This window comes from Haemophilus sp. SZY H56, from assembly GCF_054332415.1.
The window spans coordinates 1-22,832 of sequence record NZ_JBTGNX010000005.1; the positions used below are offsets into that span (position 1 = coordinate 1).

17 protein-coding genes are annotated in these 22,832 nt (G+C 39.7%); 8 read left to right on the forward strand and 9 right to left on the reverse strand.

Annotated elements, in window-relative coordinates; translation table 11 throughout:
* Positions 1–148: 148 nt before the first annotated feature.
* Entirely contained in the window at positions 149–703 is a 555-nt protein-coding gene (gmhB, locus tag ACXVWP_RS04755) for a D-glycero-beta-D-manno-heptose 1,7-bisphosphate 7-phosphatase (protein ID WP_049357206.1), read from the reverse strand.
* Between the two features lie 173 nt (positions 704–876).
* On the opposite strand from gmhB, the gene metN reads away from it, so the two are divergent.
* From metN to ACXVWP_RS04770, 3 genes are read left to right on the forward strand one after another with little or no spacing between them, the layout of a single operon-like run.
* Complete coding sequence (gene metN / locus ACXVWP_RS04760; RefSeq protein ID WP_049357205.1) at positions 877–1,914, forward strand: methionine ABC transporter ATP-binding protein MetN; 1,038 nt, start codon at positions 877–879, stop codon at positions 1,912–1,914.
* Positions 1,904–2,596 (forward strand): methionine ABC transporter permease, encoded by a 693-nt coding sequence (locus ACXVWP_RS04765; RefSeq protein ID WP_049357203.1) that lies wholly within the window; start codon positions 1,904–1,906, stop codon positions 2,594–2,596. The genes metN and ACXVWP_RS04765 overlap by 11 nt, the downstream gene beginning before the upstream one ends.
* A 39-nt stretch (positions 2,597–2,635) precedes the next feature.
* The gene (locus ACXVWP_RS04770; RefSeq protein WP_289902098.1) at positions 2,636–3,466 is read left to right on the forward strand and encodes a MetQ/NlpA family lipoprotein; all 831 of its coding nucleotides are present in this window, start codon (positions 2,636–2,638) and stop codon (positions 3,464–3,466) included.
* A 185-nt stretch (positions 3,467–3,651) separates the two neighbouring features.
* Here ACXVWP_RS04770 and rpoC read toward each other — a convergent pair whose 3' ends face one another.
* The 8 genes from rpoC to tal all read right to left on the reverse strand — a co-directional run bounded on the left by rpoC (position 3,652) and on the right by tal (position 16,745).
* The gene (gene rpoC / locus ACXVWP_RS04775) at positions 3,652–7,902 is read right to left on the reverse strand and encodes a DNA-directed RNA polymerase subunit beta' (RefSeq protein WP_297568313.1); all 4,251 of its coding nucleotides are present in this window, start codon (positions 7,900–7,902) and stop codon (positions 3,652–3,654) included.
* 123 nt (positions 7,903–8,025) lie between these two features.
* Positions 8,026–12,054 carry a DNA-directed RNA polymerase subunit beta gene (gene rpoB, locus ACXVWP_RS04780; protein ID WP_289902100.1) on the reverse strand — a complete coding sequence of 1,343 codons (4,029 nt, stop codon included), beginning with the start codon at positions 12,052–12,054 and terminating at the stop codon, positions 8,026–8,028.
* Positions 12,055–12,352: 298 nt separating this feature from the next.
* On the reverse strand, positions 12,353–12,724 hold the full coding sequence (gene rplL / locus ACXVWP_RS04785) for a 50S ribosomal protein L7/L12 (protein WP_049357197.1): 372 nt from the start codon (positions 12,722–12,724) through the stop codon (positions 12,353–12,355).
* A gap of 54 nt (positions 12,725–12,778) precedes the next feature.
* Positions 12,779–13,270, reverse strand: coding sequence for a 50S ribosomal protein L10 (gene rplJ, locus ACXVWP_RS04790; protein ID WP_005694693.1), 492 nt, complete (start codon positions 13,268–13,270; stop codon positions 12,779–12,781).
* A 312-nt stretch (positions 13,271–13,582) separates the two neighbouring features.
* Positions 13,583–13,972, reverse strand: a complete 390-nt coding sequence (locus ACXVWP_RS04795) for a RidA family protein (RefSeq protein WP_289902101.1) — start codon at positions 13,970–13,972, stop codon at positions 13,583–13,585.
* A gap of 80 nt (positions 13,973–14,052) precedes the next feature.
* Positions 14,053–14,799, reverse strand: coding sequence for an MlaA family lipoprotein (locus ACXVWP_RS04800; RefSeq protein ID WP_289902102.1), 747 nt, complete (start codon positions 14,797–14,799; stop codon positions 14,053–14,055).
* 167 nt (positions 14,800–14,966) lie between these two features.
* Positions 14,967–15,590, reverse strand: coding sequence for a YagU family protein (locus ACXVWP_RS04805; protein ID WP_289902103.1), 624 nt, complete (start codon positions 15,588–15,590; stop codon positions 14,967–14,969).
* Between the two features lie 198 nt (positions 15,591–15,788).
* Positions 15,789–16,745, reverse strand: a complete 957-nt coding sequence (tal, locus tag ACXVWP_RS04810) for a transaldolase (RefSeq protein WP_458473278.1) — start codon at positions 16,743–16,745, stop codon at positions 15,789–15,791.
* A 292-nt stretch (positions 16,746–17,037) separates the two neighbouring features.
* On the opposite strand from tal, the gene ACXVWP_RS04815 reads away from it, so the two are divergent.
* The 5 genes from ACXVWP_RS04815 (at position 17,038) to oppF (ending at position 22,585) form a co-directional block, all read left to right on the forward strand.
* Positions 17,038–18,663: an ABC transporter substrate-binding protein gene (locus tag ACXVWP_RS04815; protein WP_128786789.1), complete on the forward strand. Its 1,626-nt coding sequence runs from the start codon at positions 17,038–17,040 to the stop codon at positions 18,661–18,663.
* A gap of 80 nt (positions 18,664–18,743) precedes the next feature.
* Complete coding sequence (gene oppB, locus ACXVWP_RS04820) at positions 18,744–19,664, forward strand: oligopeptide ABC transporter permease OppB (RefSeq protein ID WP_049357190.1); 921 nt, start codon at positions 18,744–18,746, stop codon at positions 19,662–19,664.
* A 9-nt stretch (positions 19,665–19,673) separates the two neighbouring features.
* Complete coding sequence (gene oppC, locus ACXVWP_RS04825; protein ID WP_289902105.1) at positions 19,674–20,609, forward strand: oligopeptide ABC transporter permease OppC; 936 nt, start codon at positions 19,674–19,676, stop codon at positions 20,607–20,609.
* 9 nt (positions 20,610–20,618) lie between these two features.
* On the forward strand, positions 20,619–21,590 hold the full coding sequence (gene oppD / locus ACXVWP_RS04830) for an ABC transporter ATP-binding protein (protein ID WP_128786786.1): 972 nt from the start codon (positions 20,619–20,621) through the stop codon (positions 21,588–21,590).
* Positions 21,587–22,585 carry a murein tripeptide/oligopeptide ABC transporter ATP binding protein OppF gene (oppF, locus tag ACXVWP_RS04835; RefSeq protein WP_014064663.1) on the forward strand — a complete coding sequence of 333 codons (999 nt, stop codon included), beginning with the start codon at positions 21,587–21,589 and terminating at the stop codon, positions 22,583–22,585. Before oppD ends, oppF begins: the two co-directional genes overlap by 4 nt.
* Positions 22,586–22,832: the final 247 nt, after the last annotated feature.

Consider the following 22,832-nt stretch of genomic DNA (forward strand, 5'->3'; position numbering starts at 1 on the left):
TTTATTACGTTTCACAACAGTGCGTCGTTGTGTGGGGCGTATTATAGATATTTCAGAATTCTTTGCAAGTGCTTTTTTGTAAAAAATGTGATTTTTTTCTTAATTGAATATCTTTTCGTCTATTCGCTCAAAAAATAGATTATTTTTGTTATTTAATTAATCGCTTTGCTATTCTTGGTAAATCTGCAATAGAATCCAAAACATAATCAGCGAGATTCTCTCCTTCTTCTGTAATAGGTTTACCTGTTCGTACTAAAATATTTGTTCTCACGTTTGCGTCAATACCCGCTTTAAGATCTTCAATCTTATCGCCAACCATAATAGATTGCGCAGGATCGATTTTTAGTGCTTTAATCGCCTCTAATAACATGCCTGATTTTGGTTTTCTACATGCACAGTCTTCTTTATATTCGCCTTTCCCTTCCGGGTGATGAGGACAATAGTAGATACCATCTAAATCAATACCACGATCAGCCAATGACCAGTCCATCCATTCTGTAAGCTGCAAAAATTGTTCTTCTGAAAAATATCCACGAGCAATACCTGATTGATTCGTCACTAAAACTAAAAGGTATCCCAGTTCTTTTAGCGCTTTTAGTGCATCAATACTGCCTTCAATAAATTGGAAATCTTCAATTTTATAAACATAACCATGGTCGATATTTAAGGTACCATCTCGATCCAAAAAAATAGCTTTCTTCATATATTTTCTTATTTACCTTCTTCTTAAGGCAAATTATCTCCTTTATCTTCTACATTAGCAATAATAAGTCATAACCAATCAATCTAAAAAAGATCCGTTAACATATTGACATAGCAATCTAGACGTCTAGAATACAGATTAAACTTAGATATTAACTGACGACAAGGGCTTATATGATTAAGCTAAATAATATTACGAAGATTTTTACACTTCCAGATAAAAAACTGACTGCACTTGATAATGTTTCATTACATGTGCCTAAAGGACAGATTTGTGGGGTCATTGGTGCCTCTGGTGCGGGCAAAAGTACGCTGATCCGTTGTGTAAACTTATTAGAAAGACCAACTCACGGTGCCGTAATCATCGATGGCGTAGATTTAACTCAACTTTCTGACGCTGAATTAGTGAAAACACGCCGCCAAATCGGCATGATTTTCCAACATTTTAATTTATTGACCTCTCGAACCGTTTTTGAAAACGTAGCGTTACCACTTGAATTAGAAAATAAATCAAAAGCAGAAATTCAAGAGAAAACAACCGCACTTTTAGCGCTTGTTGGATTAAGTGATAAACATAATGTGTATCCAGCTAATCTCTCAGGCGGCCAAAAACAGCGTGTAGCCATTGCTCGAGCACTTGCAAGTGATCCCAAAGTATTATTATGTGATGAAGCTACTAGCGCATTAGATCCCGCTACAACACAATCCATTCTAAAATTATTAAAAGAAATCAACCGCTCTTTAGGCATTACAATTCTTCTTATTACCCATGAAATGGAAGTAGTTAAACGAATCTGCGATCAAGTTGCAGTAATTGATAAAGGCCGTCTCGTTGAACAAGGCACAGTTAGCGAAATTTTCTCTAATCCAAAAACAAAGTTAGCTCAAGAATTTATTAGTTCTACTTTCCATATCTCGTTGCCAGAAGAATACTTGGAAAATTTATCTCATAGTCCCAAACATGCAAGATCTTACCCAATTATCAAATTTGAATTTACTGGTCGCTCTGTCGATGCGCCACTACTTTCTCAAGCATCGAAAAAGTTTGGTGTCGAACTCAGTATTTTAACTTCACAAATTGATTATGCCGGTGGCGTTAAATTCGGCTTTACTATTGCAGAAGTTGAAGGTGATGAAGATGCAATTACACAAACTAAGGTCTATTTAATGGAAAATAATGTTCGAGTAGAGGTACTAGGCTATGTTCAATGAATTATGGGCAACACTTAGCCAACAATTTCCCGATAATTTTGCTAATTTATTAACGGTATCTACCGTTGAAACAATTTATATGTCGGTCTTATCAACATTAATTGCAGCTTTATTAGGTTTACCATTAGGTTTTTTAACCTTTTTAACCAATAAAGGGGCGATTTTAGAAAGCAAAAAGCTCAATGCGTGTTTAAATGTCATTATTAATATTGGACGTTCAATCCCTTATATTATTTTGTTACTTGCTTTAATTCCGCTTACCAGTTGGTTACTTCCTAGCGGGAGCATTGGTTCTAATGCAGCGATTGTGTCATTAAGTGCGGCGGCAACACCATTTTTTGCTCGCCTAACAAGTAATGCGCTTTTTGAGATTCCAATGGGTTTAACTGAAACCGCAAAAGCAATGGGTGCAACCAATTGGCAAATTATTCGTAAATTCTATTTGCCTGAATCCCTACCTACGCTAATTAATGCTATTACGCTCACTTTCGTGACATTAATTGGCTATACCGCAATGGCGGGAACGCAAGGCGGTGGCGGCTTAGGAAGCCTCGCCATTAACTATGGTGTCTATCGCAATATGCCATCGGTAACTTGGGCGGCAACGATTGTTATCGTGATTATCGTGATGCTCAGTCAAAAATTAGGCGACACGCTCGCAAAACGAGTGGATCACCGTTAATTATTTTCTATAGTATTTTATTCACAACAAGGAAAAAACATGAAATTAAAAAACTTATTTGCTATCACTGCTATTGCGTCAGCATTAGTATTAACAGGGTGTAAAGAAGAGAAAAAAGCAGATGTAGCATCAACTACACCTACTGCAACATCAATCAAAGTTGGTGTAATGGCGGGTCCTGAGCACCAAGTAGCTGAAACTGCTGCAAAAGTCGCAAAAGATAAATACAACTTAAATGTTGAATTTGTTTTATTCAATGACTACGCATTACCAAACACTGCGGTATCTAAAGGTGATTTAGATGCTAACGCAATGCAACACAAACCTTACCTAGATGAAGATGCAAAAGCAAAAAGCTTAAATAACTTAGTGATCGTTGGTAACACCTTTGTTTACCCACTTGCTGGTTATTCTAAAACTATTAAAAATGTAAATGATTTAAAAGAAGGTGCTAAAATCGTTGTTCCAAACGATCCGTCAAACCGCGGTCGCGCATTAATTCTTCTAGAAAAACAAGGTTTAATCAAACTTAAAAATGTTAACGACCTTCTTTCAACTGTAGCTGATATTGTTGAAAATCAGAAAAACTTCAAAATTTCTGAAGTAGATACTTCTGTTGCCGCTCGTGCACTAGATGATGTTGATCTTGCTGTTGTAAATAACACTTATGCGGGTCAAGTTGGTTTAAATGCGCAAGATAACGGTGTCTTCGTAGAAGATAAAGATTCTCCATACGTAAACATCATCGTTGCACGTACTGATAACAAAGACAGCAAAGCGATCCAAGATTTCGTCAAAGCGTACCAAACTGAAGAAGTTTACCAAGAAGCGAAAAAACACTTTAAAGATGGTGTTGTAAAAGGCTGGTAATCTTAGCTTAGAAGTACATATTTCAAAGCCATCCATTAGGGTGGCTTTTTATTGATGAAAAGAAAGTGCGGTCATTTTACAATACTTTTCCAAAAGAAAAATTCATCAAAACCTAACCGCTCTTTCTGTATTAAGATAATAAAAAACCCAAGTTTAAACTTGGGTTTTCTTTTATTGATTAGCGATTACTCTGCATCATCTGCCATATTAAGCATTTCTGCTAAGTTAGCGGTTGCATCATCTGCTGTCATGACAAATTCATCAGCAATTGCTGCTTCATCGTCTTCAGACAATTTAATCACAACATCGTCTACAATACGTTTTTTGTGACGACCTTGGTGATACGCAAAACCAGTACCTGCAGGGATTAAACGACCTACAATTACGTTCTCTTTCAAGCCGCGTAATTCATCACGTTTACCCGCCACCGCAGCTTCAGTAAGCACGCGAGTGGTTTCTTGGAACGATGCCGCAGAAATGAAGGATTCTGTCGCCAATGATGCTTTGGTAATACCAAGTAATTCACGTTCGAATTCAACCGGTGGTTTACCTTCCACTTCACGTTTACGGTTCACAATTTTCACGCGAGCTACTTCAACTTGTTCCCCTTCGAGGAATTCGCTGTCATAAGCTTTCGTAATGACTGCTTTACGTAACATTTGACGTACAATAACTTCGATGTGCTTATCGTTAATTTTTACCCCTTGTAAGCGGTAAACTTCTTGCACTTCGTTTACGATATATTCAGTTACAGCACGAACACCGCGTAAACGTAAGATATCGTGTGGTGTCTCTGCACCATCAGAAATCACGTCACCACGTTCTACCATCTCACCTTCAAATACGTTGAGCTGACGCCATTTTGGAATCATTTCTTCGTAGATTTCACCTTCAGTTGGGGTGATTAACAAGCGACGTTTACCTTTGGTTTCTTTACCGAAGGACACGATACCTGAAATTTCTGCCAAAATAGCAGGCTCTTTCGGTTTACGAGCTTCGAATAAATCAGCAACGCGTGGAAGACCACCAGTAATATCTTTAGTACCTACAGATTCTTGTGGAATACGTGCAAGTGGTTCACCCACTTTCACTTCCGCACCGTCATCTAAACTTACGATTGCTTTACCTGGTAAGAAGTATTGTGCAATAACATCAGTTTCAGGTAAGAAAATATCGTTACCTTTTGCATCAACTAATTTGATGGTTGGACGTAAATCTTTACCTGCTGTTGCACGTTCACCCACGTCTTGTACCACGATAGAAGAAAGACCGGTTAATTCATCCGTTTGACGAGTTACAGTTAAACCGTCCACGATATCAACGAATTTCACAAAACCTGATACCTCAGAGACAACTGGCATGGTATGTGGATCCCAGTTTGCCACTGTTTCACCTGCTGATACTTCTTGACCATCTGCTTTATTCAATACCGTACCGTAAGGCACTTTATAGTGTTCTTTCGTACGACCGAATGCATCGGTTACGGTTAACTCAGTATTACGAGAAGTTAACACTAATTTACCTTCGTCATTCACAACGAATTTTGCGTTAGCAAGGTGTAAAGTACCGTTGTTTTTGATTTGTACGCTAGATTCTTTCGCGGCTGCAGAAGCTGCACCACCGATGTGGAACGTACGCATGGTTAACTGTGTACCTGGCTCACCGATAGATTGAGCAGCGATAACACCCACTGCTTCACCTTGGTTGATGAGGTGACCACGTGCTAAGTCACGACCGTAACATTTCGCACATACACCGAAGTCAGTATCACAAGTTACAACAGAACGTACTTTTACGCTGTCCACTGAGTTTGCATCTAACACATCACAAAGTTTTTCATCTAATAACGTGTTACGTGCAATTAAAACTTCTTCTGTACCTGGTTTATACACATCTTCAGCTACAACACGACCTAACACTAATTCGCGAAGTGGAACTTTCTCATCGCCACCTTCGATTAATGGAGTCATGACTAAGCCTTCGTGTGTACCACAGTCATCTTCAACGATCACTAAGTCTTGTGCTACATCAACTAAACGACGAGTTAAGTAACCCGAGTTTGCTGTTTTTAATGCGGTATCCGCCAAACCTTTACGTGCACCGTGGGTTGAAATAAAGTACTGAAGTACGTTCAAACCTTCACGGAAGTTCGCTGTAATTGGGGTTTCGATGATCGAACCATCTGGACGCGCCATCAAACCACGCATACCTGCTAACTGACGAATCTGAGCTGCAGAACCACGCGCACCAGAGTCAGCCATCATAAAGATACTGTTGAAAGAAGCTTGTTTCTCAGGGTTACCTTCACGGTTGATGACTTCTTCCTGAGATAAGTTTTCCATCATCGCTTTCGCTACGCGCTCATTCGCCGCAGCCCAAATATCGATAACTTTGTTATAACGTTCGCCAGCTGTTACAAGACCAGATTGGAACTGTTCTTGAATTTCTGCCACTTCTTCTTCCGCTGCAGAAATAATTTCATATTTTTTCTCTGGGATAACCATATCATCGATACCCACAGAAGAACCTGAACGTGCAGCGTAAGCAAAACCGGTATACATAATATGGTCAGCAAACATTACTGCTTCTTTCAAACCTAAACGACGATAAGCTTCGTTGATGAGTTTAGAAATTGCTTTTTTACCTAATGTTTGGTTGAACAATAAATAAGGCATGCCTTTCGGCGCGATCATCCATAAGATTGCACGACCGATAGTGGTATCGGTTAATGTGGTTTTCTCTTCTAATTCGCCAGCTTCATTTTTCACATATTCAGTAATACGTACTTTAACACGAGAATGTAACTCCGCTTCACCTGTGCGATACGCTTTTTCAGCTTCGCGCGGATCTTGCAATAACATGCCTTCGCCTTTACCGTTTACTTTTTCACGGGTCATATAATAAAGACCCAACACCACGTCTTGTGATGGAACGATAATTGGATCACCGTTTGCTGGTGAAAGTACGTTGTTGGTTGACATCATTAACGCACGTGCTTCTAACTGCGCTTCAAGTGTTAATGGTACGTGAACCGCCATTTGGTCACCATCGAAGTCCGCGTTGAACGCCGCACAAACAAGTGGGTGTAACTGGATTGCTTTACCTTCGATTAGAAGTGGTTCAAACGCTTGAATACCTAAACGGTGAAGTGTCGGTGCACGGTTCAATAGAATTGGGTGCTCACGAATAACTTCTGCCAAGATATCCCAAACGATCGCGTCTTCACGCTCAACCATTTTCTTAGCCGCTTTAATTGTGGTTGCATAACCACGGCTTTCTAATTTTGCATAGATAAACGGACGGAATAATTCCAATGCCATTTTCTTCGGTAAACCACATTGGTGTAAGTGCAAGTATGGACCTACAGTGATTACAGAACGGCCTGAATAGTCAACACGTTTACCTAATAAGTTTTGACGGAAACGACCTTGTTTACCTTTGATCATATCCGCAAGTGATTTTAATGGACGACGGTTAGAACCCGTAATCGCACGACCACGACGACCATTATCTAATAACGCATCCACAGATTCTTGTAACATACGTTTTTCGTTGCGCACGATAATATCTGGTGCAATTAAATCTAATAAACGTTTTAAACGGTTGTTACGGTTGATCACGCGACGATATAAATCGTTCAAATCAGATGTTGCAAAACGACCACCATCTAATGGTACTAACGGACGTAAATCTGGTGGAAGTACCGGTAATACCGTCATCACCATCCACTCTGGTTTATTACCAGACTGTTGGAAAGCTTCTAATAATTTTAAGCGTTTAGTGATTTTCTTACGTTTTGTTTCAGAGTTAGTTTCTTGTAACTCTTCACGTAATTTTTCACATTCCACTTCAAGATCAATACCTTTAAGTAAATCTTGAATTGCTTCAGCACCCATTTTCGCTTCGAATTCATCTTGCCAACGGTCTTCTGCATCAAGGAATTGTTCTTCAGTTAATAACTGTCCACGTTCCAAATCGGTCATACCCGGTTCGGTCACGATGTACATTTCAAAGTAAAGCACACGTTCAATATCACGTAATGGCATATCAAGTAATAAACCAATACGGGATGGAAGTGATTTTAAGAACCAAATGTGTGCAACTGGACAAGCCAATTCGATATGGCCCATACGTTCACGACGCACTTTAGTTTGTGTAACTTCAACACCACATTTTTCACAAATCACACCACGGTGTTTTAAGCGTTTATATTTACCGCATAAACATTCGTAATCTTTTACTGGCCCGAAAATACGTGCACAGAAAAGACCATCACGCTCAGGTTTGAACGTACGATAGTTGATTGTTTCAGGTTTTTTAACTTCACCAAATGACCACGAACGGATCATGTCTGGAGAAGCTAACCCAATTTTAATCACATCAAAATCTTCACTCGTTTTTGATTGTGCTTTTAAAAACTTAACTAAGTCTTTCACAAATAGTCTCCTGTCGGAGTTAAGGGTTTCAAAGTGTGGTCAAAAATATTTTGTTTTTTAATCGCACTTCGGTGATTTCTTCCTTTTGCTTCCCCTGCGAACAGGGGAAGACAGGTTTGTCGATTACTCTTCGTCTAACTCGATATTCAAACCAAGTGAACGGATTTCTTTCATAATTACGTTGAAAGATTCTGGCGTACCCGGATCCATTTGTTGGTTGCCACCGACAATGTTTTTATACATCTTCGTACGGCCGTTCACGTCATCGGATTTCACGGTTAACATTTCTTGTAAGGTGTAAGCTGCACCATATGCTTCAAGTGCCCATACCTCCATCTCACCGAAACGTTGACCACCGAATTGTGCTTTACCACCAAGTGGTTGTTGAGTAACAAGACTATAAGAACCGGTTGAACGAGCATGCATTTTGTCATCAACTAAGTGGTTCAATTTGAGCATGTACATATAACCTACAGTTACTGGACGCTCGAATTTCTCACCAGTACGGCCATCATATAACGTAATCTGACCTGAAGTTGGTAAGCCACCGAGTTTCAACATTTCTTTGATTTCTTGCTCAGCAGCACCATCAAACACAGGTGTTGCTACCGGTAAACCTTTACGTAGGTTTTCCGCTAAACGCATGATTTCGTCATCGCTAAAGGTGCTTAAATCAACTTTTTGTGCGCCATGACCTAAATCGTATGCTTTTTGCATATAGCCACGAAGTTTCTCAACATCTTGTTTTTGTTTGATCATCGCATTGATTTGATCACCGATACCTTTCGCCGCTAAGCCTAAGTGGGTTTCTAAGATCTGACCGATGTTCATACGAGATGGTACGCCCAGTGGGTTCAATACGATTTCAACAGGTTGGCCATTCTCATCGTATGGCATATCTTCAACTGGGTTAATTTTCGAGATAACACCTTTGTTACCATGACGACCCGCCATTTTATCACCCGGCTGGATGTGACGTTTCACCGCAAGGTAAACTTTAACCACTTTTAACACGCCTGGTGCAAGGTCATCGCCTTTAATGATTTTCTTACGTTGTACTTCAAGTTTGTGTTCAAACTCTTTACGTAATTCTTCATATTGCTCAGCAAGCTGTTCTAATTGGTTTTGTTTTTCTTCATCTGAAATGGTTTGTTCTAACCATTTAGTGCGATCCATTTTATCTAATTGAACCGCATCAATACCGCCTGCAATAAGTACATTACGTACACGAGCAAACAAGCCAGCTTCTAAGATTTCTAATTCATCAGAAAGGTCTTTCTTAGCTTGTTTTAACTGCATTTCTTCAATTTCTAATGCACGTTTGTCTTTTTCTACGCCATCACGGGTGAAGACTTGAACGTCAATTACAGTACCACTTACGCTGTTTGGTACACGTAATGAAGAGTCTTTCACATCAGATGCTTTTTCACCGAAGATTGCACGTAACAATTTTTCTTCTGGTGTTAATTGCGTTTCGCCTTTAGGGGTTACTTTACCGACTAAGATGTCACCACCTTTCACTTCAGCACCCACATAAACGATACCTGATTCATCCAATTTGCTTAATGCAGATTCACCTACGTTTGGAATATCCGCAGTGATTTCTTCAGAACCTAATTTAGTATCACGTGCCACACAAGATAATTCTTGAATGTGGATTGTCGTGAAGCGGTCTTGTTGTACAACACGCTCAGAAACTAACATTGAGTCTTCGAAGTTATAACCGTTCCAAGGCATGAACGCCACACGGATATTTTGACCTAATGCTAATTCACCTAAATCTGTTGAAGGACCATCAGCTAATACTTCACCACGGTTAATTGGATCGCCTAAATTCACACAAGGAATTTGGTTGATACAGGTATTTTGGTTAGAACGGGTGTATTTAATTAAGTTATAAATATCGATACCCGCTTCGCCTGCTACAGTTTCGTCTTCATTTACTTTGATAACGATACGAGACGCATCAACGTATTGAACTGTACCACCACGTTTCGCAACAACCGCCACACCTGAGTCAAGTGCGATTGGTTTTTCCATACCTGTACCCACTAACGGCTTATCAGCACGTAAAGTCGGAACTGCTTGACGTTGCATGTTCGCACCCATTAAGGCACGGTTCGCATCGTCATGCTCTAAGAATGGAATTAACGCTGCAGCCACAGATACCACTTGTTGAGTTGAAACGTCCATATAATGAATTTCTTCTGGTTTATAAAGACCAGATTCACCACGCTCACCACGCGCAGTAACGAATGCATCAGTAAAGCGATTGTTCTCATCAAGATTTGAGTTCGCCTGTGCAATGATGTAGTTCGCTTCATCAATTGCAGATAAATATTCGATTTCTTCAGTTACTTGGCCATCAACCACTTTACGATACGGGGTTTCTAAGAAACCATAATCGTTCGTACGAGCAAACGCAGAAAGTGAGTTGATCAAACCGATGTTTGGACCTTCAGGAGTTTCAATTGGACATAAACGACCATAGTGGGTGTTATGTACGTCACGTACCTCAAAGCCTGCGCGTTCACGCGTTAAACCGCCTGGACCTAATGCAGAAATACGACGTTTATGTGTCACTTCTGATAATGGATTGTTTTGGTCCATGAATTGCGAAAGTTGTGAAGAACCAAAGAATTCTTTCACTGCCGCAGAAATTGGTTTTGGATTAATTAAGTCTTGTGGCGTGATCGCATCTAAATCGCCTAAAGATAAACGCTCTTTAACCGCTCTTTCTACACGAACTAAACCAATACGGAATTGGTTTTCTGCCATTTCACCTACGGAACGAATACGACGGTTACCCAAGTGGTCGATATCATCCACTTCACCACGACCATTGCGGATGTCGATGAGTTTTTTCATCACACCAATGATATCGTCGTTACTTAAAATACCCGTCCCCTCGCCTTCAGGAATACCTAACGAGCGATTAAACTTCATACGACCTACTGCAGATAAATCATAACGTTCTGCAGAGAAGAATAAGTTATTGAATAACGCTTCCGAAGATTCGGGTGTAGGTGGTTCACCTGGACGCATCATGCGATAGATTTCATATAATGCACTTATACGATCGTAAGTTGGATCAACACGTAATGTCTCAGAAATATATGGACCATAATCTAAATCGTTAGTAAACAATGTTTCGATGACTTTATAGCCCGCTTGAGATAACTTCGCTAATCCTTCTAATGAAATTTCACTGTTAACTGGACAAATAATCTCTCCAGAATCAAGATCAACGTAATCTTTTGCAGAAACTTTACCAATAATGTATTCCGTTGGCACCTCAACTTGTGTCACATTATCTTTTTCTAATGCTTTGATATGACGAGCTGTAATACGACGACCACGTTCTACATAGACTTTGCCATTTGCTTCGATATCAAATGTCGCCGTTTCACCGCGTAAACGCTCTGGTACTAAGGTCATTAATAATTTATTGCCAGCGATTTCGAACGTTACTCTGTCAAAGAATAGGTTTAAGATTTCTTCAACCGTATAACCTAACGCACGTAAAATAATGGTTGCCGGTAATTTACGACGACGGTCAATACGTGCATATAAGTTATCTTTTGGATCAAATTCGAAATCCAACCAAGACCCACGGTAAGGGATAATACGTGCGTTATAAAGCACTTTACCTGAAGAGTGTGTTTTCCCTTTATCAGAATCAAAGAATACGCCTGGGCTACGGTGTAATTGTGAAACGATAACACGCTCGGTACCATTGATCACAAAGGTACCATTATCAGTCATCAATGGGATTTCTCCCATGTACACTTCGCTTTCTTTGATGTCTTTTACTGCATGTGATGAAGATTCTTTATCGTAGCTAACTAAACGTAATTTGACACGCAACCCTGCCGCATAAGTGGAACCACGAATTTGACATTCACGTACATCAAACTCTGGCTCTTCTAAACGGTAATCAACATATTGTAATTCTGTATAGCCATTATTGCTTACGATTGGAAAAACAGAACGGAATGCAGCTTCTAAGCCTTGTTGACCTTCAGGATCTTTTTGAATGAATTTATCAAAAGAATCTAATTGGATAGTTAATAAATAAGGTACATTTAAAACTTGCGGACGTTTGCCGAAGTCTTTACGAATTCGTTTTTTCTCAGTATAGGAGTAACCCATTATTGGTTTTCCTCTGTAAATTTTAGTGAGACCGAGTTGATATAAAGAAAAGTGCAGTCAAATTGATTGACGTTTTTATTTATATCGGAGATTGACGCCGTTTCGGATACCGCACTCTGAACCTTACTTCTGTAGTGGGCTACTTAAATTAAAACGTCTGATTAATTTAAGTGGAAACAGATACCATTAAACGGAAAATGCCTATCTGTTTTTTTGTACTGTTTTTGATAGCACAAAATGGCTGATGGTAAACCACCAGCCATTAAGCCTGAGAAACAGGACATAAGTGAATCAAAAATTATTTGATTTCTACTTTTGCACCAGCTTCTTCTAATTCTTTCTTAAGTGCTTCAGCTTCTTCTTTAGAAATGCCTTCTTTTAAGTTAGCTGGAGCAGATTCAACTAAGTCTTTAGCTTCTTTTAAGCCTAAACCAGTTGCACCACGTACTGCTTTGATAACTGCTACTTTGTTAGCACCAGCTTCAGCAAGAACTACGTCGAATTCAGTTTTTTCTTCTGCCGCTGCTGCTGCACCGCCAGCTGCTGGAGCTGCTGCTACTGCTGCTGCAGAAACGCCGAATTTTTCTTCCATCGCTGCGATTAATTCAACGATTTCAGTTACAGATTTAGAAGCAATCGCTTCAATGATTTGTTCGTTAGTTAATGACATAACAATCAATTCCTAAAATTAATAAAGTTAAATGAAGTAAGAAACGCTTAATGATTAAGCTGCTTCTTGTAATTTGTCGCGTAATGCCGCAAAAGTGCGAACAAGTTTGCCTGCCGCAGCTTCTTTCATTGTGCCCATTAAACGTGCAATTGCTTCTTCGTAAGTTGGTAATGTTGCTAAGAATTCAACATCTTGGATCTTACCTTCAAAGGCTGCACCTTTAATTTCAAACTTATCGTTTGCTTTAGCAAAATCTTTGAACAAACGTGCTGCTGCACCTGGGTGTTCATTAGAGAATGCGATAAGTGTTGGACCTACAAACGTATCTTGTAAGCATTCGAAATCAGTGCCTTCAACCGCACGACGTAATAAAGTATTACGAACAACGCGCATTGTTACACCCGCTTCACGAGCTGCTTTACGTAATTCAGTCATTTTATCAACAGTTACACCGCGAGAATCCGCGATTACTGCTGAAAGTGCACCTTTGGCTGCTTCATTTACTTCGGCAACAATTGCTTGTTTGTCTTGAAGATTTAATGCCATTGGCTTTTAGCTCCTGAATACACTCCGATTTCTCGGAATTAATTTACCTCATCGAAAGAGTTATCTTTCAGACTAGGACGACTTCGGTGCCCAGAAGCAAGAAATATTCTTATTCTGTTCACCATCTACGTAGGATTATTAAGACGATTATTGCTAACCATTCCCTACGGTCTTGGACGGGGCTTGAATAGGTCAAGCACCAACCAGAAATTTTACGCTGAGCGTAATTTAGGAGCGAGATTATAGTGATTAATCTCGCTCTTGTAAAGTCTATTGTAGAAAAAATCTGCAGATTTTAACCGCACTTTGCGATTATTTTCTTACCGCAATTGCTTCGATTTCCACACCTACATCTTTTGGTAATCGAGCCACTTCTACACAAGAACGAGCTGGGAAATTCGGATGATTGTTTTCTTTAAAGAACTTCTCGTACTCTGCATTTACTGCTGCAAAATCATTCAGATCTTTCACAAACACAGTAGTTTTCACAATATCACCCACGGCCAAACCCGCTTGTTCAATAATCGCTTTCACATTCTCTAAAGATTGACGCGCTTGTGCCACAATATCTTTCGGCACTTCACCATTCGCCGGATTAACGGGAATTTGTCCAGATGTTAAAACTAAATTACCTAAATCTACCGCTTGAACATAAGGACCGATTGCTGCTGGGGCTTTTTCTGTGTGAATGATTTTAGTCATGATATTCTCCTTTAATATTGACGAATAAATACGCTTGCTATCCTAACATATAAGTGACTTTATCGCTTATACGAGTATTCTTAATCAATCTCTTTTAATACATCATCAGACAATTCTTTCTGTGAGCTTTCTTTTACTTTGCCATCATTTACTTTAAATTCTAAATTCTGATAATAAGCTTCGCGGAAGGTAACATAAGGATCTTGTGCTTGATTGAGCAACTCGGTTTGATCCAATGTTTTCGAGCGTTTATCTACCGCTTGCACTCCATATTTTACAAGTGACCACGGACCGCCTACCCAATTCCAGAAAGGATAGGTATAAGCTGCATCAACTACTGCACCCGTTAATTGACGAGGTGTCGTCGCATTATAAATTGGCAATACAATATAAGTACCTGCATCTACACCATAGGTGCCCAATGTTTCACCAAAGCTACGTTGATCATAAACCTGTAATTCTTTACTTGCACTTGCAAAGTCAAATAAGCCACCGATACCAAAGGTTGAGTTAATCCAAAAGCGGTTGAAGTGAACAAAGGCTTTTTTCGGTTCACCTTCTAATAAACGGTTAACAAAGCTCACCGGCTCATCCAAGTTATTTGCCACATTGGATAGACCTTTTGTAACCGGTGTTGGCACGTAATCACGCCAGCCTTTTGCTGCTGGTTCCAACACATAGCGATCCATGACTTTATAGTTAAAATCAAACATCGTACGGTTAAAACCTTCTAATTTATCATTGCGTTCACCATCAGCTTTGGTTGCACAACCTGTTAAAACAGCCGTTGTCATTAAGCTTACTGCAAGTAAAGGTGCTTTTTTCATTCCACTTTCCTATTACAAAAAATTGTCTTTATTCTAACCAACTTGAGAGATAACTACAAAAAATTTATTTAAATTCTAGTACTAACTTTCTTGTAAAACGATATTTTGGATTTCAATGTCAGTAAAAATGCCACCTTATTGGTGGCATTCTTACTCAAAAAGATTGATTATTCTGTTGTATTTTTTAATGGAATTTCTGCATCGGGCTCGTGAGTAATACGGTTACGTAGATCACGGCGAATAATCTCAATTGTCCAGAACCAGAAAATGTGTCCCACTAATTCAGAAATATGTTCATATAACGGCCATTCTGCAACAGGTGGTGTTAAACCCAATGCAGGGAAAGTAATGTAATGCACAAAAATATCGGCGATTAAACCAGCACCAATACCCTGCCAAAATTTGATTTTAGGGAAACGTTCTGCCACTAAGCAGTAAGCAATAGCAAATACTAATGAGAAAGTAATGTGAGTCACACCAATCCAGTCAAAACCATGATCTGCAAAAGTAAATACGGCTTGAGTTGGATCAATACCTAAATAATCACGTAAGAATACGTGTGGTGGGTTTAAGAATGCACGTGAACAGACTTGAAGAATTTGATCTTGGCTTAAGCCTGTAATGTCTACTTTACATGCTGCCGCGAAGAAATCAATTGGACTACGCGGTGGAAATGGATGCTCTGCACCCCATTTTACGAATGCAGAAATCAAACCTGCAATAATACCAACAAAAATCGCTACGCCATAACGACGACGATTAGCAGGAGTTTGTTCAAAAATACCTGACATATATTTGCTCCGAAAAAAGAAAAAAATGACCGCTCTTTGTATCAAAAGTCGCAGTTCCCATTTTGCTTTAGCAAAACTTATCTTGAATTTTCAATGACTTTGGTGAGTTAGTCAAGAACTAATTATTAAGAGTTAGAACATTTTATGATAAGAATAAAAAATGCGGTTATTTCCAACCGCACTTTCTTCTCTATCAAATTAAAGTTTTGCTGAAAGCATTGCTTCTAATTTCTCTTGGTCAACTGCAAATTTGCGAATTCCCTCTGCTAATTTTTCAACTGCCATCGCATCGCTGTTATGTTGCCAATAGAACTCTGCTTCAGTAGTTAACGGTTGAGGTTTCGCTTTTACTTCACCTTTGTACTCTAGTTTACGTACAAGTGCGGTTGAATTTTCTTGTAATTCTTTGAGTAAAGCGGGTGCAATAGTTAAACGGTCACAACCTGCTAATTCAATAATTTCGCCTACATTACGGAAACTTGCGCCCATCACCACCGTTTTATAACCATATTCTTTGTAATAGTTATAAATTTTGGTTACAGAAATGACACCTGGGTCTTCTGCTGGCGCATATTCTTTTTTATCGGTATTTGCTTTGTACCAGTCTAAAATACGGCCTACGAATGGCGAAATTAAATAAACACCCGCTTCAGCACAGGCGCGAGCTTGCGCTTCGGAGAATAATAACGTTAAGTTACAGTTAATGCCTTCTTTTTCAAGAATTTCTGCCGCACGAATACCTTGCCATGTTGAAGCAATTTTGATCAAAATACGATCATTTGAAATGCCTGCCGCATTATAAAGTGCGATAAGTTTACGTGCTTTTTCAACGGTTGCTTGGGTATCGTAAGAAAGGCGCGCATCTACTTCTGTTGAAATGCGTCTCGGAACAATTTTTAAAATTTCTAACCCAATGTTTACCGCTAATTTATCTTCTGCATCAATTAATTGTTGTGCTTTATTCGCACTTTGCGCTTTTGCATAAGCAATCGCTTCATCAATTAATGGTGCATATTGAGGTAATGCTGAAGCACTTAAAATTAAAGATGGGTTTGTTGTTGCATCTTGCGGTTGGTATTTTTTAATTGCATCAATATCGCCAGTATCAGCCACAACGACGGTCATTTTACGAAGTGAATCTAACTGAGTTGTCATTATATTCTCCTTGAATGGACTTGTTTGAATCTAATTGAGTTAAGATAGCATAATTAGCTTTAAAAAGGTAATTTCTCCAGCAAAATATTTGCGATAGGAAAAACCAATACATTCTAGATTTCTCCTCTCATATCATCACTTTTAGCAATTTTTTTAGCGATTTATTAGACACAAATCACAAAACTCAATTTTTCTTCAAATAATCCCCTTACAAATCTTTACAAAAATAATTTTTTGAGCTAATAAGTGGAAGACTCTTATAAAAATATCACCTAATAACAAGGAGGCTCAAATGCAACACAAACTACTCTTCTCAGCAATCGCTCTTGCTCTTTCCTATTCTGCGCAAGCAGTTATACTACCTGAGGGAACGCAATTAGATGAAAAACAGCATATCGTGTTCAATAATGGGGCTGAACCGCAAAGTTTTGATCCACAAAAAACCGAAGGTGTACCAGAATCTAACGTTGCTTATCAATTACTTGAAGGCTTAGTCACCTCAGACTCTGAGGGTAAACTTCAACCGGGTGTGGCGGAAAGCTGGGAAAATACACCTGACTTCAAAACCTGGACATTCCATTTACGTAAAGATGCTAAATGGTCAAACGGTGATCCTGTTACAGCACACGACTTCGTATTTGCGTGGCGCCGTTTAGTGGATCCTGCAACTGCTGCACCTTACGCAAGTTACTTAAGTTATTTACAAGTTGAAAATGCGCAAGACATCATTGACGGTAAGAAAAAACCGGCTGAATTAGGCGTGGAAGCAAAAGATGATTACACCTTTATTGTTCATGCAACCAATCCTGTGCCTTATGCGGTCAGTTTAACGACTCACCAATCCTTATTGCCATTACCACAAAAAGTAGTCGAAAAATTGGGTGATGCATGGGTGAAAAAAGAAAACTACGTGGGTAACGGTGCGTATAAGCTCGCTAACCACATCATTAACGAAAAAATCGAATTTGAACGTAACCCACTTTATTGGAACGATAAAGAAACCGTAATCAATAGCGCGACATTCCTCGCTATTGAGAATCCAAGTACCGATGTAGCGCGTTATCGTGCCGGCGATTTAGATATGACGAGCTACGCCTTACCACCAGAACAATTTGCTAAATTACAAAAAGAGTTGCCCGGCGAAGTATTCACGACACGTACTCTCGCAACCTATTCTTACGAGCTAAACAATAAGAAAGCGCCTTTTGATAACGTGAATATTCGTAAAGCCTTAAACTTATCCCTTGATCGTCATGTGATCACCGATAAAGTATTGGGTCAAGGTCAAACACCAACCTATGTGTTTACCCCAACTTACATCGAAGAAGGTCATCTTATTCAACAACCTGCTTATTCAAAAGAACCAATGGCACAACGTAATGAAGAAGCCATCAAACTCTTAGAAGAAGCGGGTTACAGCAAAGCAAATCCATTGAAATTCAGCATTCTTTACAATACCAATGAAAACCACAAAAAAGTGGCCATTGCTGCAGCATCTATGTGGAAAGCGAACACCAAAGGTTTGATTGATGTGAAATTAGAAAACCAAGAGTGGAAAACTTACATTGATAGCCGTCGTGCCGGTCGTTACGACGCGGCACGTGCAGGATGGAATGCGGATTACAACCAAGCCACAACATTCGGCAACTATTTCTTATCTAATTCGAGTAACAATACCGCAAAATACACGAATCCAGAATATGATAAAGCGATTGCTGAATCTTATGTCGCAACGGATGCAGAAGGTCGTGCAAAAGCTTATGCGAAAGCCGAAGAAATTCTTGCAAAAGATTACGGTATCGTACCAATCTTTAACTATGTGAATCCACGCTTAGTGAAACCTTATGTAAAAGGTTATTCAGGCAAAGATCCGCAAGATCACATCTACTTACGCAACCTTTATATTATTAAACATTAATTCGTTGCTCGTATTTAAGTGCGGTTAAAAATCGTCGTATTTTTTGACCGCACTTTTCGCCCATTTTGGTTGGAGTTGTTATGCTCAAGTTTATTTTTAAACGGCTGTTGGAAGCCTTGCCGACGCTGTTTATTTTGATTACTTTTTCTTTCTTTTTGATGCGTCTCGCCCCTGGCAGCCCGTTCACTTCTGAACGCGCTTATCCGCCAGAAGTCATGGCTAATATCGAAGCGAAGTATCATTTAAATGAACCATTATATAAACAATATTTCCTTTATTTAGAAAATCTTTCCAAAGGCGATTTTGGACCCTCTTTTAAATATAAAGACCAATCAGTCAATGATTTAATCGCGTCAGCTTTCCCTGTTTCCATAAAATTGGGAATGGTGGCTTTCGCCTTTGCAGTCGTGTTAGGGGTGACAGCAGGTACGCTCGCCGCTCTAAATCAAAATAGCCGCTGGGATTATATATTGATGAGTTTCTCGATGCTTGGCGTCATAATGCCAAGCTTTGTCTTCGCTCCAGTCTTGGTGCTGATTTTCGCCATTTATTTAGGATGGCTGCCAGCTGGTGGTTGGAACGGCGGTACCGCCATGTACATGATCTTACCTGTAGCCTCCTTAACTATCGCTTATGTGGCAGGGATTGCGCGTATCATGCGTGGCTCGATGATTGAAGTGTTACATTCCAACTTTATTCGTACCGCTAAAGCTAAAGGACTTTCTACGTCGAGAATCATTTTAAAACATGCTTTACGCCCTGCTCTTTTACCCGTGATTACCTATTTAGGCCCGGCTTTCGTAGGGATTATTACCGGCTCAATGGTGATCGAAAGCGTATTTGGTTTACCTGGCATGGGATTATTATTTGTAAACGGCGCATTAAACCGCGATTATTCTTTAGTTTTGAGCCTTACTATTTTAGTGGGGACATTAACCATTTTATTTAATGCGATTGTGGATATTTTATACGCCATCATCGATCCAAAAATTCGTTATTAAGGATAAGTTATGACAGATTATCGTACTCAGCCGATTAATCAGAAAAATGCGGATTTTGTGGAGCAAGTGGCTGACCGTATTGAAGAAATGCAACTGGAAGGCCGCAGCCTATGGCAAGATGCCAAACGCCGTTTTTTCCGCAATAAAGCGGCCGTTGCCAGTCTGATTATTTTAGCGTTTATTATTATATTTATTACCGTAGCGCCTTGGTTCTTCCCATTTACCTACGAAGATACCGATTGGAATATGATGAGCGCCGCACCAACAATGGAAGGCTATCACTTCCTCGGTACCGATGCTTCAGGTCGAGACTTGTTGGTACGTACTGCTATTGGTGGACGTATTTCCTTATTGGTCGGTATTGCGGGTGCTTTCATTTCCGTCACTATCGGCACAATTTATGGGGCGATTTCCGGCTATATAGGTGGTAAAACAGATATGTTGATGATGCGCTTTTTAGAGATTCTCAGCTCATTTCCATTTATGTTTTTCGTGATTTTGTTGGTGACGCTTTTTGGCCAAAACATTTTCTTAATTTTTATCGCAATCGGGGCCATTGCTTGGCTTGGTCTTGCACGTATTGTACGCGGACAAACCCTCAGCCTAAAAAATAAAGAATTCGTCGAAGCCGCCATCGTTTGTGGCGTACCTCGTCGCCAAATCATTTTGAAACACATTATTCCGAATGTATTGGGCTTAGTGGCAGTTTACGCCTCGCTTGAAGTACCGGGGCTCATTCTATTTGAATCATTCTTAAGCTTCTTAGGATTAGGTACACAAGAGCCGATGAGTAGTTGGGGCGCACTCTTAAGTGATGGTGCTGCGCAAATGGAAGTCTCGCCTTGGTTATTAATTTTCCCGGCATTTTTCCTTTGCCTTACCCTATTTTGTTTTAACTTTATCGGTGACGGGTTGCGTGATGCACTCGATCCGAAAGATAGATAGGAGCGAATAATGAATCCTTTATTAGATGTAAAAAATCTCTACGTTCGCTTCAAAACACCAGATGGCGTCGTCACAGCAGTGAATGACTTAAACTTCACGCTGAATGCAGGAAGCACGCTGGGTATTGTAGGCGAAAGTGGCTCAGGCAAGTCACAAACGGCCTTTGCTTTAATGGGTTTATTGGCAGCCAACGGAGAAGTGGAAGGTTCAGCCATTTTTGAAGGGAAAGAATTAGTTAATTTACCGAATGCTGAATTGAATAAAATCCGCGCCGAGCAAATTTCCATGATTTTCCAAGATCCCATGACGTCACTCAACCCATACATGAAAATCGGTGAACAACTCATGGAAGTGCTGCAATTGCACAAAGGTTATGATAAACAAACTGCCTTTGCTGAATCCGTGAAAATGTTAGATGCAGTTAAAATGCCAGAAGCTAAAAAACGTATGGGCATGTATCCGCATGAATTTTCGGGTGGTATGCGTCAACGGGTGATGATTGCGATGGCCTTATTATGCCGTCCCAAACTACTCATTGCTGATGAACCAACCACTGCTTTGGATGTAACGGTTCAAGCGCAAATCATGACTTTATTAAATGAGCTAAAACGTGAATTTAATACTGCGATTATTATGATTACCCATGATCTTGGTGTAGTGGCAGGTATCTGCGATCAAGTTATGGTGATGTATGCTGGACGAACCATGGAATACGGCACAGCGGAACAAATTTTCTATCATCCAACCCATCCTTATTCCATTGGCTTAATGGATGCAATTCCTCGCTTAGACGGCAATGAAGAACACTTGGTAACCATTCCAGGCAATCCACCGAATCTGTTGCATTTGCCAAAAGGTTGCCCATTCTCACCACGTTGCCAATTTGCAACCGAACAATGCCAAACTGCGCCCAAACTGACTACATTTAATCACGGTCAATTACGCAATTGTTGGTTACCCGCGGAGAAATTTAACCTATGACAGTCTCAAATAACAAAGAATTACTCCTTGAAGTCAATCACTTAGGCGTCAGTTTTAAAATTAAAAATGAGAAATCCCTTTTCTTCGCCAAACCGCAAACCTTAAAAGCGGTGAAGGATGTCTCTTTTAAACTTTACGCAGGTGAAACTCTCGGTGTGGTGGGTGAGTCCGGTTGCGGTAAATCCACACTTGCACGCGCTATTATCGGTTTAGTCGAAGCGAGCGAAGGGGAAATCTTGTGGCTTGGTAAAAATTTACGAAAACAATCAGCCAAACAATGGAAAGAAACGCGTAAAGATATCCAAATGATTTTCCAAGATCCGCTGGCCTCTCTCAATCCGCGAATGAATATTGGTGAAATCATTGCTGAGCCATTAAAAATCTACCAACCGCACTTAAGTGCCGCTGAAGTGAAAGAAAAAGTACAAGCAATGATGTTGAAAGTTGGGCTTTTACCAAACTTGATTAACCGCTATCCGCATGAGTTTTCTGGTGGCCAATGTCAGCGTATCGGTATTGCTCGTGCGTTAATCATTGAGCCGAAAATGATCATTTGTGATGAGCCGGTTTCTGCATTGGATGTATCGATTCAAGCTCAAGTGGTAAATTTATTAAAATCCCTACAAAAAGAAATGGGGCTTTCCTTAATTTTTATCGCCCATGACTTAGCGGTGGTAAAACACATTTCTGACCGCGTATTAGTCATGTATTTAGGCAATGCCATGGAATTAGGCAGTGATGAGGAGGTATATAACAATACCAAACATCCTTATACCAAAGCCTTAATGTCTGCAGTTCCGATTCCCGATCCAAAATTGGAACGCAATAAATCCATCGAATTGCTTGAAGGTGATTTGCCTTCGCCAATTAATCCGCCGTCTGGTTGCGTGTTCCGTACCCGCTGCCTGAAAGCTGATGAAAATTGTGCGAAACAAAAACCACCTTTCACCAGCCAAAACAACAGCCATTTTGTGGCTTGTTTAAAAGTCTTATAAAACAAAAAGTGCGGTTAAAATTGATCTGCACCCCAAAAGTTGGACTCAACAAACCAACAATTGAGGTGCAGATTTTTTATGGGTAAACACTACACAATCGAATTTAAATTACAAATTCTACAACATATGAGAATTTTGGATAAAACGAGATTTATTTTGATATTCTTGTGGAATACCTAATTAAAAATGTTTAAATCATACAAAGTCCGCATTCTCTCATCATTTCAGCAATTTTTCTATTTGTGAT

Coding starts and splice junctions, on each gene's coding strand:
- gmhB (WP_049357206.1), bottom strand. CDS start 703: ATGAAGAAAGCTATTTTTTTGGATCGAGATGGTACCTTAAATATCGAC.
- metN (WP_049357205.1), top strand. CDS start 877: ATGATTAAGCTAAATAATATTACGAAGATTTTTACACTTCCAGATAAA.
- ACXVWP_RS04765 (WP_049357203.1), top strand. CDS start 1,904: ATGTTCAATGAATTATGGGCAACACTTAGCCAACAATTTCCCGATAAT.
- ACXVWP_RS04770 (WP_289902098.1), top strand. CDS start 2,636: ATGAAATTAAAAAACTTATTTGCTATCACTGCTATTGCGTCAGCATTA.
- rpoB (WP_289902100.1), bottom strand. CDS start 12,054: ATGGGTTACTCCTATACTGAGAAAAAACGAATTCGTAAAGACTTCGGC.
- rplL (WP_049357197.1), bottom strand. CDS start 12,724: ATGTCATTAACTAACGAACAAATCATTGAAGCGATTGCTTCTAAATCT.
- rplJ (WP_005694693.1), bottom strand. CDS start 13,270: ATGGCATTAAATCTTCAAGACAAACAAGCAATTGTTGCCGAAGTAAAT.
- ACXVWP_RS04795 (WP_289902101.1), bottom strand. CDS start 13,972: ATGACTAAAATCATTCACACAGAAAAAGCCCCAGCAGCAATCGGTCCT.
- ACXVWP_RS04800 (WP_289902102.1), bottom strand. CDS start 14,799: ATGAAAAAAGCACCTTTACTTGCAGTAAGCTTAATGACAACGGCTGTT.
- ACXVWP_RS04805 (WP_289902103.1), bottom strand. CDS start 15,590: ATGTCAGGTATTTTTGAACAAACTCCTGCTAATCGTCGTCGTTATGGC.
- tal (WP_458473278.1), bottom strand. CDS start 16,745: ATGACAACTCAGTTAGATTCACTTCGTAAAATGACCGTCGTTGTGGCT.
- ACXVWP_RS04815 (WP_128786789.1), top strand. CDS start 17,038: ATGCAACACAAACTACTCTTCTCAGCAATCGCTCTTGCTCTTTCCTAT.
- oppB (WP_049357190.1), top strand. CDS start 18,744: ATGCTCAAGTTTATTTTTAAACGGCTGTTGGAAGCCTTGCCGACGCTG.
- oppC (WP_289902105.1), top strand. CDS start 19,674: ATGACAGATTATCGTACTCAGCCGATTAATCAGAAAAATGCGGATTTT.
- oppD (WP_128786786.1), top strand. CDS start 20,619: ATGAATCCTTTATTAGATGTAAAAAATCTCTACGTTCGCTTCAAAACA.
- oppF (WP_014064663.1), top strand. CDS start 21,587: ATGACAGTCTCAAATAACAAAGAATTACTCCTTGAAGTCAATCACTTA.